The organism is Microbacterium sp. NPDC076768, from assembly GCF_040687205.1.
GTDB lineage: Bacteria > Actinomycetota > Actinomycetes > Actinomycetales > Microbacteriaceae > Microbacterium.
Window position 1 is genome coordinate 1,185,245 of sequence record NZ_JBFBMU010000001.1, and the last position, 16,023, is coordinate 1,201,267.

The 16,023-nt window shown below is 62.8% G+C and carries 14 protein-coding genes and 1 tRNA gene; 9 read left to right on the top strand and 6 right to left on the bottom strand.

Features of this window, described 5'->3' with window-relative positions; genetic code table 11:
* The first annotated feature begins 10 nt into the window (after positions 1-10).
* Positions 11-1,291 (top strand): alpha-hydroxy acid oxidase, encoded by a 1,281-nt coding sequence (locus AB0O87_RS05860; protein WP_363512580.1) that lies wholly within the window; start codon positions 11-13, stop codon positions 1,289-1,291.
* A 7-nt stretch (positions 1,292-1,298) separates the two neighbouring features.
* Here the strand turns inward: AB0O87_RS05860 and AB0O87_RS05865 are convergent, their stop codons facing one another.
* The 5 genes from AB0O87_RS05865 to AB0O87_RS05885 form a co-directional block, all read right to left on the bottom strand.
* The gene (locus tag AB0O87_RS05865) at positions 1,299-2,054 is read right to left on the bottom strand and encodes an HAD-IIB family hydrolase (RefSeq protein ID WP_363512582.1); all 756 of its coding nucleotides are present in this window, start codon (positions 2,052-2,054) and stop codon (positions 1,299-1,301) included.
* Positions 2,051-2,524, bottom strand: a complete 474-nt coding sequence (locus AB0O87_RS05870; protein ID WP_363512584.1) for a VanZ family protein — start codon at positions 2,522-2,524, stop codon at positions 2,051-2,053. Before AB0O87_RS05870 ends, AB0O87_RS05865 begins: the two co-directional genes overlap by 4 nt.
* Before the next feature lie 67 nt (positions 2,525-2,591).
* Positions 2,592-2,668: transfer RNA gene (locus AB0O87_RS05875), tRNA-Pro, on the bottom strand.
* A gap of 48 nt (positions 2,669-2,716) precedes the next feature.
* Positions 2,717-3,658, bottom strand: coding sequence for a metallophosphoesterase (locus tag AB0O87_RS05880; protein ID WP_363512586.1), 942 nt, complete (start codon positions 3,656-3,658; stop codon positions 2,717-2,719).
* The gene (locus AB0O87_RS05885) at positions 3,649-6,219 is read right to left on the bottom strand and encodes a transglycosylase domain-containing protein (protein WP_363512588.1); all 2,571 of its coding nucleotides are present in this window, start codon (positions 6,217-6,219) and stop codon (positions 3,649-3,651) included. The genes AB0O87_RS05880 and AB0O87_RS05885 overlap by 10 nt, the downstream gene beginning before the upstream one ends.
* A gap of 89 nt (positions 6,220-6,308) precedes the next feature.
* On the opposite strand from AB0O87_RS05885, the gene AB0O87_RS05890 reads away from it, so the two are divergent.
* The 3 genes from AB0O87_RS05890 to AB0O87_RS05900 all read left to right on the top strand — a co-directional run bounded on the left by AB0O87_RS05890 (position 6,309) and on the right by AB0O87_RS05900 (position 10,617).
* Entirely contained in the window at positions 6,309-6,533 is a 225-nt protein-coding gene (locus AB0O87_RS05890) for a hypothetical protein (protein ID WP_363512590.1), read from the top strand.
* Positions 6,530-6,988 (top strand): RidA family protein, encoded by a 459-nt coding sequence (locus AB0O87_RS05895; protein ID WP_363512592.1) that lies wholly within the window; start codon positions 6,530-6,532, stop codon positions 6,986-6,988. The genes AB0O87_RS05890 and AB0O87_RS05895 overlap by 4 nt, the downstream gene beginning before the upstream one ends.
* A gap of 359 nt (positions 6,989-7,347) precedes the next feature.
* Positions 7,348-10,617, top strand: a complete 3,270-nt coding sequence (locus AB0O87_RS05900; RefSeq protein ID WP_363512594.1) for a LamG-like jellyroll fold domain-containing protein — start codon at positions 7,348-7,350, stop codon at positions 10,615-10,617.
* Between the two features lie 150 nt (positions 10,618-10,767).
* Here AB0O87_RS05900 and acs read toward each other — a convergent pair whose 3' ends face one another.
* Complete coding sequence (gene acs / locus AB0O87_RS05905; protein WP_363512596.1) at positions 10,768-12,735, bottom strand: acetate--CoA ligase; 1,968 nt, start codon at positions 12,733-12,735, stop codon at positions 10,768-10,770.
* 375 nt (positions 12,736-13,110) lie between these two features.
* Between acs and AB0O87_RS05910 the strand changes: the two genes are divergently transcribed.
* The 5 genes from AB0O87_RS05910 to AB0O87_RS05930 are packed head-to-tail and all read left to right on the top strand — an operon-like array spanning position 13,111 to position 15,995.
* Positions 13,111-14,118 (top strand): TadA family conjugal transfer-associated ATPase, encoded by a 1,008-nt coding sequence (locus AB0O87_RS05910; RefSeq protein WP_363512598.1) that lies wholly within the window; start codon positions 13,111-13,113, stop codon positions 14,116-14,118.
* Complete coding sequence (locus AB0O87_RS05915; RefSeq protein WP_363512600.1) at positions 14,112-15,014, top strand: type II secretion system F family protein; 903 nt, start codon at positions 14,112-14,114, stop codon at positions 15,012-15,014. Before AB0O87_RS05910 ends, AB0O87_RS05915 begins: the two co-directional genes overlap by 7 nt.
* Before the next feature lie 59 nt (positions 15,015-15,073).
* Complete coding sequence (locus tag AB0O87_RS05920) at positions 15,074-15,271, top strand: DUF4244 domain-containing protein (protein WP_363512602.1); 198 nt, start codon at positions 15,074-15,076, stop codon at positions 15,269-15,271.
* Positions 15,272-15,291: 20 nt separating this feature from the next.
* Positions 15,292-15,666, top strand: coding sequence for a TadE family type IV pilus minor pilin (locus AB0O87_RS05925; RefSeq protein ID WP_363512604.1), 375 nt, complete (start codon positions 15,292-15,294; stop codon positions 15,664-15,666).
* Positions 15,666-15,995 (top strand): Rv3654c family TadE-like protein, encoded by a 330-nt coding sequence (locus tag AB0O87_RS05930; protein WP_363512606.1) that lies wholly within the window; start codon positions 15,666-15,668, stop codon positions 15,993-15,995. Before AB0O87_RS05925 ends, AB0O87_RS05930 begins: the two co-directional genes overlap by 1 nt.
* Positions 15,996-16,023 lie beyond the last annotated feature (28 nt).

The window sequence follows — 16,023 nt, forward strand, 5'->3', positions numbered from 1 at the left end:
GAGGCACATCATGGTGCAGCGCCAGATCCCCAACCCCGCTGAACTCCTCGACTTGATGAAGTTCAAAAAGCCCGAGCTCGATGGGCGCAAGCGGCGGCTCGATGCAGCGCTCACGATTGACGATCTGCGTCTGATCGCCAAGCGCCGCACGCCGAAAGCTGCCTTCGACTACACCGATGGTGCGGCTGAGGGCGAGCTCTCCCTCACACGGGCACGACAGGCTTTCCAAGATGTGGAGTTCCACCCGGGCATCCTTCGGCCCGCACCCGACGTAGACACCACTGTCGATATTCTTGGCGGACCATCGGCACTCCCCTTCGGCATCGCGCCGACCGGCTTCACTCGTCTGATGCAGACGGAGGGGGAGGTCGCAGGCGCGGGGGCTGCCGCCGCCGCTGGCATCCCATTCACACTCTCGACGCTCGGCACCACATCGATCGAGGGGGTAAAGGCGGCCACCCTGCGCGAGCCGCAGGGCACGGTTCCTGGCCGCAACTGGTTCCAGCTGTACGTGATGCGGGATCGCGAAATCTCTTACGAACTCACCCGCCGTGCGGCTGCCGCCGGGTTCGACACCTTGCAATTCACGGTGGACACTCCCGTCGCTGGTGCGCGCCTCCGAGACAAGCGCAATGGCTTCAGCATTCCGCCGCAGCTCACGTTGGGGACGATCATCAACGCGATCCCGCGCCCGTGGTGGTGGTTCGACTTCTTGACGACGCCGAAGCTCGAGTTCGCATCGCTGAGCACCACTGGTGGCACCGTGGGAGAGCTGCTGGACGCGGCGATGGATCCGACGATCAGCTACGACGACCTTGAGGTCATCCGCGAGATCTGGCCAGGCAAGATCATCATCAAGGGCGTGCAGAACGTCGAAGACTCCGTACGGTTGCGAGATGCGGGCGTCGACGGCATCGTGCTCTCCAACCACGGAGGGCGCCAGCTTGACCGTGCGCCGATCCCGTTCCATCTGTTGCCAGAGGTGCGCAAGGCCGTTGGTGATGACTTCACGGTGATGGTCGATACCGGCATCATGAACGGCGCCGACATCGTTGCAGCCGTCGCGCTGGGAGCAGACTTCACTCTGATCGGACGCGCGTATCTCTATGGATTGATGGCAGGCGGGCGTCAGGGCGTAGACCGCACCATCGACATCTTGCGCAGCGAGATCGAGCGCACTATGCGGCTTCTGGGGGTCGCCTCTCTCGCAGAACTCGAGCCAGGCCACGTCACCCAACTCACGCGACTTGTGCCCGTATCGCGTGCTGCGGCAGAGGCGCGCACGCGCTGAGGTCGCTCTACAGCGTCAGCAAGAGAGCGTCGAGCTTGTCCGCGGTGTCTTCCCAGCCCTCCACGGCAACCGATGGAACGCCGATCGCGCGGACGGGGTAGTCGTTGCCACCCTCGTCGAGACGGTCGCCGTAGAAGAGCATGTCGGAGAGTGCGATGCCGGTGTGTGCGGCCAGCTGGCGCATGCCAAAGGCCTTGTCGATGCCGTCTTGAGTGATGTCAATCGAGGTTGATCCGCCGGATCGTACTTCGAGGCCGGGGAGACGCGCCGCTACGGCATCGCGCAAGCGGCCGCGTTTCTCACCTGTCGGGTCCCAGTCGTGCTTCGCATCGCGCGGGGCATGCTGGCCCAGGGCAGAGAAGGTGATCTGCGATCCCCGGTCTTCCAGAATCTCACCCCAGGGGGAAGCCTCCCAGAGTCCGAGACTTTCGGCCTCTTCGCGCAGCGCGGTCAGCGCCGCACGCTTCTGCTCATCGCTGAGATCGTGCGCGTACACTGATGCGAAACCTGTGCCATTGTGCCGCAGGTACCTGGTGCCGCAGGTAGGGAGCAGATGCAGGCGTGCAAGCGCACCCTCGTCTGCGTCACCGAGACGCGCCACGACCTGGGAACGGAACTGGGCTTCGTTTCCGCCCGAAATGATCGCCACATCAACGGTCTGCAGCAAGCGCAGCAGCAGTGCAGCGATCCGATCATCAATCTCGCCTTTGGATGGGGCGAGCGTGTCATCGAGGTCAAAGGCGACGAGTGCGGGCGCGGTCATGATGTCTCCAGCCTAGAAGGTGGTCGCGGAGAACTCCGCGCGGCGAATACGAGCGTGCACAGCAGTGCGAGAGCGACGCCGAGCAATGCCCCAGCGGAGTTCGCGACCACATCGTTCAGCGTAGCGATGCGATGCGGCAGCGCCACGCGCTGTGCTGTTTCGATCGCGAGTGAAAGCAATGGCCCGATGAGTATGGCGAGCAGCCAGAATCGGCGCGGAAGCAGAACGAACGCAAGGATCCCGATCGGCAGGAACACCAAAATGTTCGCGATGACCTCAAGTCCGGCGAAGTCCAGCGAGGTCCATCCGAGCCGGTGCGCGGTTGAGAGGATCAGGTCGAGAAAGCTCGGCATGGATTGCTCTACACGGGACGGAGTGAGCGTCAGAGCGGCGAGACCCGCAAGAAACGGGATGCCGAGAATGATGGCCCAGACGCGGGTCGAAACGCGCGGCGGCGGAAGAGAGCTCATGCGTTCCCCTTCGCGTGCGGTCTCGATACAGAGAAGGCCGCCCCTGAGGGCGGCCTTCCGGTGTCACTGGTCGGGGTGACAGGATTTGAACCTGCGACCTCTTCGTCCCGAACGAAGCGCGCTACCAAGCTGCGCCACACCCCGTTTGCAACCCTCCGAGTCTACAGGGAAAACGTGCGTCCGACGAATCCGTCAGCCGCGTGCAGTGAGCGTCAGAAGAGTCGCCTCAGGGCGGCAGGCGAAGCGCACAGGCGCGTAGATGGAGTGGCCGCAGCCAGCGCTGACGTTGAGGGGCACGCTACGCCCGTCGTGCGACCACGTGCTGAGTCCCTTGGCCTGCTTGAGCGGGATGTCGCAATTCGCCACGAGAGCACCGTAGCCGGGGAGGCAGACCTGCCCTCCGTGTGTGTGGCCGCCCAGGATCGCATGCGCTCCGAGGTCAGTGAAGGTGTTGAGGACGCGTTGGTACGGCGCGTGCGTGACACCCAGCAGGGGAGCGTCGTTGTTACGCGGCCCGAGGCCATCGATCGCGGAGGGCAGTACATCCAGACGATCCCAGTCCCTGTGGGCATCGTTCACACCGAAGAGGTCTACCTCAGTGCCTGAAATTGTGAGTCGCGCGGCCGCGTTGTTCAGTCCAGTCCAGCCCAGCTCGTCAGTGAAGTACGCATCCATGGCGTCAGTGTCCAGAAGCGCTGGCTCGTGGTGTTTCTTCGACGGACCCAGAAAGTATCGGAGGGGGTTGCGTGGAGCAGGAGCAGTGACGTCGTTTGATCCGTGCACAAACACCCCGGGGATACCGGCAAACGAGTCGAAGGCGCGACGAATGCCGTCCAGTCCGTTGGTGTGGCCGAGGTTGTCTCCGGTGTTCACAATCAGATCAGGCTCAAGCTGCGCGAGAGATGCGAGCCAGTCCTGCTTGCGATGTTGCCACGGAGCCATGTGCGCATCGGAGATGTGCAAGATGCGCAGCGGGGCGGAGCCAGCAGGAAGTGCCGCAGCCGTCGCTTCGCGCACCGTGAAGAGATAGCGCTCGATGCCGATGCCCCACACCGCCGCAGCCGCACCAACGGCCCCCACCGCGCCAAGCGCAATGAGGGCCGGGTGTGCTGCGCGGGGTGCGTCTACTCGCACGTCACGCTCACGGCGCTCGACTTGCTCGTCGCCGTGCCGGGCGGCGGATCGGTGGAGCTCACAACAGCAGTCGGCGGAGTGCAGGAGTTATCGAACGAGATCGACGTAAAGCCCGCGGCGCTGAGCGCGGCAGCGGCTTCAGATCGCGTCATTCCGGCCAACCCCGCAGGAACTGTCGTTCCCTTTCCGTTACTGGGGGAGATGGTGATGGTCGCGCCACCGCTCGTCTGACCGCTGGGGTCTTGCTCGACGACGATGTTCGTCGGCTGATCGCTGTCGACAGGCGCACCTTCTCTTACCGAGAAGCCTGCGCGCTCTAGGGTCGACGTCGCTTCTTCGATCGTCTGCCCCACGACGTTTGGAACGTCGGTAAGCACACGACGAGTCAGGTTGCCGTCTGGCTGTGGGAAGGCGTCGCCGCCGTACGCGGCGTTCGCGGCAGCCTGCGATATCCGCGCCAACGGATAACGCATTTCGTTGAGCTTGTAGTTACCAGCCCACTGATTGTAGATGTTGCTCTGGCCCTTCCAACGGCCTGCCCACACGGCGGTGGTGACCTTCGTGCTGGACTCGATCATCATCGTCGACCACTCGTCGTGCGTTCCGGTCTTACCGATGAGGGGAGTGCCGTCGTAAGGGTTCGCGACGCTACCTGTTCCGCCGCTCGTCATGACGCCCTGAAGCGCGTATGCAGCCGTCGCAGCGACCTCCGGCGAGATCACTCCTTCGGTGCAAGACGACGCGGGCAGCTCACGCTCTTCGCCCTCAGCGCCGACCACGCGGTCGATAGCACGAGGGGTGCAGTAGGTGCCGCCGTTGGCGACGGTGGCGTAGGCGCCAGCCATCGCGATAGGGGAGATGTTCTTCGAGCCGAGAATATCGTAAGGAACGTTCTGCTCGGTTGTCTTAGTGCCATCGGCAAGCGTCACGCCCATCCGGTCAGCCACGTTGTTGATCTCGCAGATATCAAGCTGCGATGCCATCGTGAAGTACCCACTGTTCAGCGAGTTTCTGGTGAAGTCCATCACGTTCGCGGAGTAGCCCCTGCTGCCGCCGAAGTTACCAATCTCTTGGGTGTTGGCAGTCAGCGTTCCGCCACCGCACGACTCTGCGGTGAACTTCACGTTGGTTTGCACGCTCCCATTGAGAACCTCGTTGACGGAGCGACCGTTTTCGAGCCAGTCAATCAAGGTGAACAGCTTGTACACCGATCCCACCTGGAAGCCACCGGAGTTACCGTTTTCCATATCGCCAGCGAACACCAGCGAGGTCTTCGCGAGGTCTTCGGTTGGCGTCTCGACGAACTGCGTGTTCTGGGTGATCGACAGGATGCGCCCCGTATCCGCCTCGAGGGAGACACCAGCGGCACCGAAGTAGTCGTTGTCGTAGTTAGCCGGGACGATCTCTGTCATCGCCGCAGCGGCTTCATTCTGGATGCGGAAGTCCAGCGAGGTGTAGATCTCCAGTCCACCGCGGCGGAGCAGATCGGTGCGATCCGCCTTGGTGGCTCCAAATGCCTCGTCGTTCTCGACGATCGACTTCACGTACTGGCAGAAGTAGGCGTTAGTGCCCGCCGCGGCGCAACCCTGTGTGGGTGCCTTGATAGCAGGCGTGATCGCTGACTCAATCGCATCGTCACGCTGCGCTTCGGTGATCTTGCCGTCGGCGTACATGCGGTTAATCACGTAGTCGCGACGGTCTTTGGTGTCAGCCCAGCCATCGGCCTCGCCGTTTCGGGCTACGCCGTCTTCGCCCGTCCAGGTGCCCTCAGGCAGGTCAATACGGTAGAAGTTCGGGTTCTGCACGATGCCAGCGAGAGTGGCCGCCTGAGCCACGGTGAGTTTCGAAGCGGTGGTCGAGAAGTAGTACCGCGAAGCAGCTTCGATTCCGTACACCGTGCCACCGAAGTTAGCGATGTTGAGGTACCCGAGCAGGATGTCGTTCTTCGGGAAGTCCTTCTCGATCTGAATCGCGTACCGCATCTCCTGCAGCTTGCGCTCAATGCCATCGACGCCCTTGGCCTGCGTTGCATCTGTCCAACACTGGTTCAGGTCAGCCTGATAAGTCTCGGACGAGGTGTCGACGTTCTGCTCGCACTCCTGGATCCGCACGTTCTTTACGAACTGCTGGCTGATCGTAGAGGCACCTCGGTTAGAGCTGCCGCTGACGTTGTCGACCATGGCCTTAACCGTGGCGCCGAGGTTGACACCGCCGTGGCTGTAAAAGCTCTTGTCCTCACTAGAGAGGATCGCGTCGTAGAGCACGGGGCTGACCTGCTCGTACGTCACGGGAATGCGGTTCTGCTCGTAGAAAGAAGCGAGCGCTACCGGCTTGCCGTCAGTGCCTGTCGCGTAGATCGTTGACTGCTCCATTGGGCGGTCAACTTGGAGGACCTCGGGAAGCTCATCAAAGAGAGTCAATGCCTGCGTGCCTGCGAGGCCAGTCATGGCAAGGACAGGGGTGACACTGGCGGCAACGAGGAGGCCGGCAACGGCACTCAACCCGACGAGCCCGACGAGTCCGCCGAGCACGCCTCTCACCGTGCGATTCTTTTGGGGCATACGCTTGATCGTAGGGGAGTTCCCTGAATACCAGCTTTGACGAGCGCGCTGCGGATTTCCGTCGCCGCGCCCCGATTGACAGGAGAGCCATGACTACGTGGGAGTACCTCACCACGCCGCTGCTGATCCACAACACCGCCGCGATTCTCAACAACTGGGGCAAGCAGGGTTGGGAGCTCGTGCAGGTCGTGCAGGGCCCAGAAGGCGGACCTGTCGCGTACTTCAAGCGTCCGGTGACGACGGATGCTTCCGCCAACTCGGGGCTCGCCGCTGCCGCCGAAGCGTCGCGTCAGTTCGATGGAGGAAACGCATGAGCGTCGTCGCTCGCCTTGCCGAACTCAACATCGAACTGCCCGCAGTAGCCGCGCCCGTCGCTGCGTATGTGCCGGCCGTCACCCATGGCGGACTCGTGTACACCTCAGGGCAGTTGCCATTTGTTGACGGAGCTCTCCCGGCCGTCGGCAAAGTTGGTGCAGAGGTTTCTGCGGAAGATGCGAAGGTCTATGCGCGCACCTGCGCATTGAACGCTCTCGCTGCCGCAGCGGACGCCGCCGGTGGCGTCGACCAGATCGCCGGTGTTCTTCGCGTCGGCGGCTTTGTGGCGTCGGCAGAAGGATTCACCGGTCAGCCGGGCGTCGTCAACGGTGCGAGCGAAGTTCTCGGCGAGATCTTCGGCGATGCCGGGCGGCACGCTCGGGCAGCCGTCGGTGTCGCAGAGCTTCCGCTTGGCAGCCCTGTCGAGGTAGAGGTCGCCTTCCTCCTCGCGTGATGTAAGCGGCTCAGACGCTTCGACAGGCGCCCGAGGGTATCTCGGGCAGGCGATGCGGCTGGCTGGAGGTCTAAGAAGCGATAGGCAGGGGGTGACGTTTTGCCCGAGTTATCCCCATGCCCTCCGCTGCATCAGTTTGTGTGGTAAGCCTCGGGTTGAAAAACTGGTAGCATGAGGTGCTCGCTGGCGCAAGTCTGCGCCGCGGGCCTCGGCCGAGGGGGCCGAGCCTGGGGAACTGAGACGACTTTTGGCTGGCGCTTTGCGCCACTCAACTTGATGGCAACGTCTGGGAACGCGCCATTTAGAGTGACATTTGGCCGTCAGTTCTCCCTGTTTGCACGAATAATCTGGGGATTTTCATGGGGAGTATTCTTTTCGCGCGCCGCGCACGCACTGCCGTGGCGTCGACGCTAGTGGCTGCGTTGCTAGTCGCAGGGTTTTCTGGAGTGGGGGCTTCGGCGGCGATAGCTGCCGATTCCACGACGCCGTCAGGATCGCTGTTGTTGCAGCGAGACGAGAATGTCGTGACGTCAGACCCGATACCCACAGTGCAGATCGACGATGGGTACGTCTGGGCACAGACCACGATAGGGACGACGGTCTACGCGGTCGGCAAGTTCGACAACGCGAGAGAACCGCTGGCGCTCCCCGGTGCCGCCAAGACGGCACGGTCGAATGCCTTGGCTTACGACATCGAAACCGGCGACCTGTTGCCTTTCGCGCCGGTAGTAAACGGCGTGATCAAGGCGGTAGCCGCTTCACCAGACGGCTCGCGCATCTACATCGGTGGGTCGTTCAACAGCGTCAATGGCCAAGCGCGATGGAACTTCGCAGCGCTTGACGCAACGACGGGTGAGCTCATCCCCGCGTTCTACCCTGCAGTTGGCGGAAGCGGCGTGTACTCCCTCCAGACCGACGGATCGAAGATCTACCTGGGCGGACTGTTCACCCAGGTCAACGGCGTCTCCCGCAGTAATTTGGCGGCTTTGGACGATCAGCACGGTGCCGTGCTGGATTGGTCGCCGAAGACAGACCTGCAGGTCGATGCGATGGTGATGGACCCCGCGGGTTCAAATGTCGTCATCGGGGGGCGTTTCTCACAGGTCAACGGTGACGCTTCTGTCGGTGGCAGCGCGTCCATCGACAAGGGAACGGGTGCACTCGACACGAACTGGGCACTTTCGAAGACGATCCAAAACGGCGATCCGTCAGGAAAGACCGGTGTCTACGGTCTGGCGGCCGACGAAACGGGTGTGTACGGAACAGCGTGGGCATACCTCGTCCCAACTCAAGTAGAACTTGAGGGCACATTCGCGGCTGAAGCTGGGACGGGTGAAGTCCGCTGGATTGCTGATTGCCTTGGCGACAACTACGGCGTGTATTCGACAGGGAAGGTCGTCTACTCAACGAGCCATATGCACGGTTGCGAGACGATGGATCTCCAGCCAGACAAAAAACCAGCGACATATCGTCATTCGCAGGCATACACGACCGAAGCGCAGGGCACCCTCGGCGAGCAAACTAACACGAGGTTCAAGAACTGGGCAGGATCCCCGGCCCCAGCGGCGTATGCATGGGGTCCCACCTGGGGCACCGGCACTGCGACCGGAATGAATCAAGCTGGCCTGTCGATCACAGGCGCAGGCGACATGATCTCGATCGGCGGCGAATTTCTCTCCGTCAACGGCGGTCAGTTTGCCGGACTAGTGCGATTCTCGACTTCTCCACCCGATGGCCCGACAGACGGACCTCGGCTGGCGGGGACGAATTGGGTTCCGACGGCGACCTCTACGGTTCCCGGTCGGGTCAAGATCTCGATCCCATCGAACTGGGATCGCGATGACCTTGCGCTGACCTACGAGCTTCGCCGCGCCGGCACTGCTGCTCCCATCGCATCGAAAACGGTGGACAGCACGTGGTGGGATTCGCAAACAATCACTCTGCAAGACGACGGCGGAGACCCGGGGGCGGAACAGACATACACTGTCGTGGCCAGGGATGGCGACGGGAACGGTGTCGAAAGTCAGTCAGTTCGAGTGACCGTTGCAGCAGGGGAGTCCATCACTTCGGCGTATTCCGATGCCGTGGAGGCCGATGGTCCTCAGCTGTACTACCCACTGGGCACCGCGACGCAAGACCTCGCGGGGTCGAACTTGCCCACGTCCGGCTCTGGAGTCAAGGCGGCAACTGATGGAGTGGGCAACTCTGCGACCAACGCATCGAATTTCGATGGGACATCGAACGGTCGAGTCTCGTCGTCGAGCAAGCTCGCGGTAGCAGAGGAATTCTCCACAGAGATCTGGTTCAAGACCGACACAACCACAGGTGGGAAACTCATCGGGTATGGGTCGCTCGCCTCTGGCAACTCTTCGAGCTTTGACCGCCAGTTGTACATGTCAAACGCGGGAACGATCGTTTTCGGAACCTTCAACAACGGTGCGACGTCGGTAATCCAGTCGGAAGAAGCGCTGAACGATAACACCTGGCATCACGCGGTTGGCTCGCTGAGCGCTGAGGGTATGAAGCTCTTCATCGACGGTGAGCTGGTGGCATCCGACCCGGATGTGACCCAAGCGAAGAAGTACCTCGCGTACTGGCGCATCGGTGGAGACAACTTCGGTGGTTGGCCGCTGAAGCCTTCGTCTAGCTACTTCAAGGGTGCCTTGGATGAAGTAGCGGTCTACCCTTACGCGCTGAGCGCGGATCAGGTACAAAATCACTTCAAGATTGGCGACGGCTTGCAAGCGCCGACGGCAGCCTTGACCGTGCAGATGAGTGAGATGACAGTGCAGGTCGACGGTCTGGCATCGACCTCTGGCGATGCAGAACCTCTCACGGCCTACGCGTGGGACTTCGGAGACGGGGCTACCGCCTCGGGCGCTGAGGCGTCGCATGAGTATGCAGCAGCGGGAACGTACACCGTGCGTTTGACGGTCACGGATGGAAACCAGCTTTCCTCGTCCGCCGAGAAGCAGGTCGTGGTGCAGCAGCCTGACACGCGTCCGGTTGTGGCCTCTGATGGCTTCGACCGCGCTGTAGATGCCGGATGGGGCGCAGCGGACTCAGGCGGATCGTGGACGCCGCTGCAGGGGCGCTCATCGGCGCTCTCGGTGGCTGATGGTGCTGGCGTGATTTCGCTGACAGCAGGGCAGACGCGAGAGATGCTCCTCGATGACGCATCCGTGCGAGATTCGGAAACAGAAGTGTCGTACTCCTTCTCGGAGGGGCCTTCGTCCGGTTCGGTGTATGTGGGCGCCGGTGCTCGGCGGACTGATACCGCTGGCTATCGCGCTCTTGCCTGGCATCGATCCGATGGTGCGGTCTGGCTGGTGATTCAGCGCGATGGAGTGGCGATCGCGAGCAAGAGCATCACGGGCCTCACGTGGGACTCCACTTCGGTATTCCACCTTTCCACCGCAACATCGGGTTCGGGCTCGACCACCATCCAGGCGAAGATTTGGCTCGATGGTCAGACCGAGCCGCAGAACTGGCAGGTGTCGACGACCGACAGCACCCCAGCGCTACAGGGAGAAGGATCCCCTTCGGTGTTCTCCTACCGCGCTGGCAGCGCAACGGGCACCAACGTGATCAGCGTGGATTCGGTCACGACGCGCGGTCTCGCCGGCTGACCGAATCAGACGAACTCAGATCGGCAGTCGAGGACGCTTCGACAGGCTCAGTGACCCCAGGTCCCTGACGCTTCGACAGGCTCAGTGGCCCCGGGTCGCGGACGCTTCGACAGGCTCAGCGACCCCAGGTCCCTGAGCCTGTCGAAGGGTCTACTTGACCTGCGCCGAAATGATGCTCATCACCGCTGTGTCAGCGAGCGTTGTCGTATCGCCTACCTCGCGACCCTCGGCAACATCGCGCAGCAACCGGCGCATGATCTTGCCCGAGCGGGTCTTCGGCAGCTCACCAACGATGTACACGTCTCGCGGTCGAGCGATCGCACCGATTTGCTCGCCTACCCACAACCGCAGTTGCTGGGCGAGTCCTGCGGGCTCATGCTCGGCGAGGTAGCTCTCTTTGATGATGACGAAGGCGACAACGGCCTGGCCGGTCGTCTCGTCGGCAGCGCCGACCACTGCGGCTTCGGCAGTTGCTTCGTGCGCGACGAGCGACGACTCGATTTCGGCGGTGGAGAGTCGGTGGCCCGACACGTTCATTACGTCGTCGACACGTCCGAGCAACCACAGGTCACCGTCGTCGTCGAGGCGTGCGCCGTCGCCAGCGAAGTAGTAACCCTGGTCTTCGAACTTCTCCCAGTAGGTCTCGCGGTAACGCTCGGGGTCACCCCAGATGCCACGCAACATGCTGGGCCACGGTTCCGTGATCACGAGGAGTCCACCGTTGCCGTTGCCGACTTCGGAGCCTTGCTCGTCGACAACGTCGATCACGATTCCTGGAAGGGGCACCTGTGCTGAACCTGGTTTGGTCGCGGTCACCCCGGGAAGGGCCGAGACCATGATGGCGCCCGTTTCGGTCTGCCACCAGGTGTCGACGATAGGCGTAAGGTCCGCGCCGATCACTTCGCGGTACCACATCCATGCTTCCGGGTTGATGGGCTCGCCCACAGAGCCGAGGAGCCGCAAGGACGAAAGGTCGAACTTCGCCGGGATGCTGCGGCCTGTTTTCATGAAGGAGCGAATCGCGGTCGGTGCCGTGTAGAAAATCGAGACTTTGTGCTTCTCGATGATCTCCCACCAACGGCCAGGGTGGGGTGTGTCTGGGGTGCCCTCGTACAGCACCTGGGTGGCGCCGTTGGCGAGGGGGCCATAGGTGACATAGCTGTGCCCGGTGATCCAGCCGATGTCTGCGGTGCACCAGAAAACATCTGTCTCGGGGTGCAGGTCAAAAACGTATTTGTGCGAGTACGCGACCTGGGTGAGGTAACCACCTGAGGTGTGCAGGATGCCCTTCGGCTTTCCGGTGGTGCCCGAGGTGTAGAGAATAAACAGCGGGTTCTCGGAGGGGAACGCTTGCGCGGTGTGCTCGGCGGAGGCTGCGGGGACGGCCTCGTGCCACCAGATGTCCCGGCCTTCGTGCCAATCGACGTCGTTCTCGCCGCGCTTGACGACAAGCACATGCTCGACAGTCTGCTGCTCTCCGTCGCCACGGTCAGCCAAGGCCTGGTCAACTGCGGGTTTCAGGGCGGAGACTCGTCCCTTGCGGTACCCGCCGTCTGCGGTGATGACGAGCTTTGCGCCAGCATCATCGATGCGCGAACGCAGGCTGTCGGCACTGAATCCACCGAACACCACGGAGTGGATCGCTCCGAGGCGGGCGACGGCAAGCATCGAGGCGATCGCCTCGGGAATCATCGGCAGGTAGATGGCGACGCGGTCGCCCTGGCCGACGCCGAGTCCTTCGAGCACGTTAGAGACTCGCTTGACCTCGTCGGTGAGCTCCGCATACGTGATGCTGCGTGAGTCTCCTGGCTCGCCTTCCCAGTGCAGCGCGACGCGGTCGCCGTTTCCGGCTTCAACGTGCCGGTCGAGGCAGTTGTAGGCAACGTTCAGCTCACCATCGTCGAACCACTTGGCGAAAGGCGGTGTCGTCCAGTCCAGCACCTGGGTGAATGGTTTGTGCCAGTGCACCAGTTCGCTGGACTGTTCTCCCCAGAAGGCTTCGCGATCAGAAGCGGCGCGTTCGTAGAGCTCTGGCGACGAGATGGTCTGGGCGACGAATTCTTCCGACGGCGGGAACTTACGGTTCTCATCGAGAAGGTGGTCGATCTGGCTGCTCATCGGGAGGCGCTCCTTTGCGGCTTGCGGGTCTTTCGAGCAAGATCGCGCCATGGCGACCTCGCCACGGCGAATCTATCCGTGCTGACAGGGGGCGCATACTGCCGAAAGTCGGTAGCGGATACGTTTTTGTTGAGACGGTTTGCTCTCGTACACTCGACGACAGCCGAATTTTCATTCTGGCCTTGGCGCGCCCGGTTCCCCCAAACGGGGGCGCGCCGTGGGCGGCATCTCATTCCCCCCGTGAGATGCCGCCCTTTCCATGCGTGGGTGGTCGAGCTTCTGCACGATCCGGGCGCTGCAGGAGTTCTGCACAGGCCATGCTCGTCCTCGAGACAGCGGCGGTTTTCTTCGGTGTTCGCCGCCTACCTTCGCGGTATGTCCGATTCCTTTATCATCCAGCCCAGGGGCGCAACGAAGATCGCGTCCGCGACGGACGAGTCATCGGAGCCGCTCCGCTTTGATCCGGCCTTTGGCCCACTCATCGGGCACATTGATTCTGCGGTCACCGATGTTTTCGTCAATGGGGCGGATGGACTGTTTCTCGATCGGGGGAGCGGCGCCGAAAAAGCGGTGGGGTGGCGTGCCTCAGAGCGAGAAGTCCGTGACCTTGCGGTTGCGCTCGTCGGTCTTGGCGGGCGTCACCTTGACGATCAAGCGCCGTGCGTAGATGTGCGCCTCGATTCGGGCGTGCGAGTTCACGCAGTGTTGGCGCCGGTGGCGACCTCCGGAACGGCTCTCTCCATTCGCATACCCAGGGTCAGAGCGGCAGATCTCGATGCGCTGGCAGCGCTCGGTTCCTTCGATGCCGCCCAACAAAGATGGCTCCTTGACCTTGTCGTGCAGCGGGCGAACATTCTCATCACCGGCGGAACAGGAACCGGTAAGACGACACTGCTTTCTGCGCTCCTTGCAGAAGTGTCGTCTAGCGAACGCATTGTCACCATCGAAGACGTTGCGGAGCTGCGCCCCCACCACCCACATCACGTTGCGCTTGAAGCCAGACAGGCAAATCTTGAGGGGGCGGGGGAGATTAGCCTTGCTCGCCTGGTGCGGGAATCTTTGCGGATGCGACCCGACCGTCTCGTCGTTGGCGAGTGCCGCGGCGAAGAAGTGCGGGAGCTGCTGACGGCGCTCAACACCGGTCACGACGGCGGCGCGGGAACACTCCATGCCAGCGGCCTTCACGATGTTCCAGCCAGGCTCGAAGCTCTTGGAGCGCTCGCAGGGATGGATGCCACAGCGCTCGCACGACAAGCGGTGAGCGCGTTCACGGTCGTTCTCCACCTCGATCGTGAGCCGGGTGGCGTGCGCCGCATTCGACAAGCTGGGCGGCTCATCATCGCAAACGATCGACTCGATATCGAGGAGATTCGGCCGTGGTGATCTCGCTACGTCGCGGTGAGAAGCGCGAAGAGAGCGCAGCCTCCGACACGGCAACTTCAGTGCAGACGTTGGCCGTGCTGCTTCAAGCGGGCGCAGCACCCGTCGTTGCTTGGCGGCATGTCGCAGACACCGGTGATCCGCATGCCGAAGCGGTGGTCGAGCGGATTGGTCGTGGGGTGCCGCTGGTCACAGCGATAGAAGAAGAAGGCGGACCATGGGTAGACCTCGCCGCCGCGTGGGAGATTGCGACGACCGTCGGTGCGCCTCTCGCCGAGGTTCTACGGATGATCGCTGAGACCCTGCGTGACGCGTCGTCAGCCGCAGATGATGTGCGCATCGCTCTTGCTGAGCCTGCAGGGACGGCCAGGCTGTTGCTGTGGATGCCTTTCGCGGGCCTGCTATTGGGGTTTGCACTCGGATTCGACACGCTCGGGGTGATTATGGGCACGCCGATGGGCGGCGGCTGCGTGATCGCCGGTTTACTGCTCGTGGGAGTGGCGCGGTGGTGGACGCGTCGGCTCCTGCTCCGCGCGAAACCGGCGCCAGGTACTCCAGGAATTCGGGCAGAACTGGTGGCTGTTGCGCTGGGTGGCGGCGCGTCCATTGAACGTGCTGTGCGACTTGTGGCGGCGAGCCCCGGGTCTAGCCAGGGCGAAGAGCGGGTGCGCGCAGTGCTCGACCTCTCCCGCGCGGCTGGCGTGCCCGCGACAGAGCTACTGCGGGCATCAGCGACCCAAGACCGTCATATCTCCAGGGTGCAGGGAAGACTTCGCGCCGCGAAACTCTCCACCCAGCTGCTGTTTCCGCTCGGGGTCTGCACGCTGCCCGCCTTCCTGCTCCTGGGCGTGGCTCCGCTTCTGCTCAGTGTTCTCGCCTCGACACCGCTGTCGCTGTGACGAGACGAGACGAAACGTGACGAGACGAAACAACCGATCCGAGAGAAAGAAGGAACACCATGTCAAAAATTCCACAGCTAAACCGGCGCCGTGCGGCTGATCTGTTCAGCGACGAAAGCGGAGCGGCCACTGCCGAGTACGCCATCACCACGATGGCAGCCGTGGCATTCGCGGGGATGCTCGTTGTCATTATGCGTTCAGATGAAGTGCGAGGCATTCTCACTGATCTCGTGCGGCGGGCTCTGACGGTGGCGTGATGCAACGCAGAAGATCGCGAATGGGGAGGCATCGTCCGTCGTCGATGCTGACCGGTGCGTCACGCGCAGAAGACCAGGGGTCGGTTTCCGCCGAACTGGCTGTCGCGCTGCCGGTGGTCGTGTTGACGCTTTTGTTGGGTGTGGGAGCACTGGGCGCGGCGTCTCGGCAGGTAGTACTGCAGGACGCATCAGCAGACGCCGCACGGCTACTCGGACGAGGTGAAGACCAAGGCGCGGCGGCGCGAGTGGTGCGCACAGCGGAGCCGGGCGCGAGCGTCTCCGCGTCTCGCTCTGGGGGTCTTGTCTGCGTGACAACCTCGATCGAAGTATCGGTTGGTGGGTTGATCCGATTGCCGCTGCGAGCATCGAGCTGCGCGCTGGATGGGGGTCGCTGATGGCGGGTTCTGTGCTCGCGGCGGGCATTCTGGGAGTCGTCGGATCGCTCGCCTTCGGGCTCGCCATCGTCGGCGGCGCATCGGTGACAGCTCAACGAACGGCGGGTGCTGCTGATGCTGCAGCGCTCGCCGCGGCCGATGCGGCAAGCGGTGCCGTGCAAAGCGCGGACGGCCCGTGTGAGCTCGCTGCGCGGGTGGCCGAAGCCGCCGGAGCGAGGCTCACCGGATGCGTTCTTGACGGGTTCGTGGCAACGGTGAAGGTTCAAGCGGCGTACGCTGGACTCGCAGCCGTCGCCCACGCCCGTGCTGGGCCACCCGAGGGACAATGATGGCCGCGCGACCTCGCTCACTGTGAAC